The sequence below is a fragment of the Pontibacter sp. JAM-7 genome, assembly GCF_048548695.2.
GTDB lineage: Bacteria > Pseudomonadota > Gammaproteobacteria > Pseudomonadales > Balneatricaceae > Neptuniibacter.
The window spans coordinates 1-258 of record NZ_JBLYIF020000044.1 but is presented as its reverse complement, the minus strand read 5'-3'; the positions used below and the strand labels follow the sequence as shown (position 1 = coordinate 258).

Below are 258 nucleotides of genomic sequence, written 5' to 3'. Positions count from 1 at the left end.
AGTTGCTGAAGCTTGAAGATCGCCGGCTGACACTGGCGAGGCGGGAACTGGACCGAGCAGAAACCCTGGTGGAGCGGGGCGCCCTGTCCCAAACCCGGTACGACGAGCAACAGCGGGCCACCCTCCAGCAGGAACAGGCCGTCCAAAGCCTGAAAAACCAGCTGAACCTGATTCCGGTCAGGCGGGATACCCTGGAAGCCCGAAAGGCCCGCACGGAATCAGCCCTGGCCAGTGCCCGGGAAGACCTGGAAGACACCC

1 protein-coding gene is annotated in these 258 nt (G+C 64.0%); it reads left to right on the top strand.

The window, feature by feature from the left end; all coding sequences use genetic code 11:
* On the top strand, positions 1 to 258 hold a 258-nt coding region (locus tag ACFVYJ_RS13805), incomplete at both ends, for a hypothetical protein (RefSeq protein ID WP_463255438.1).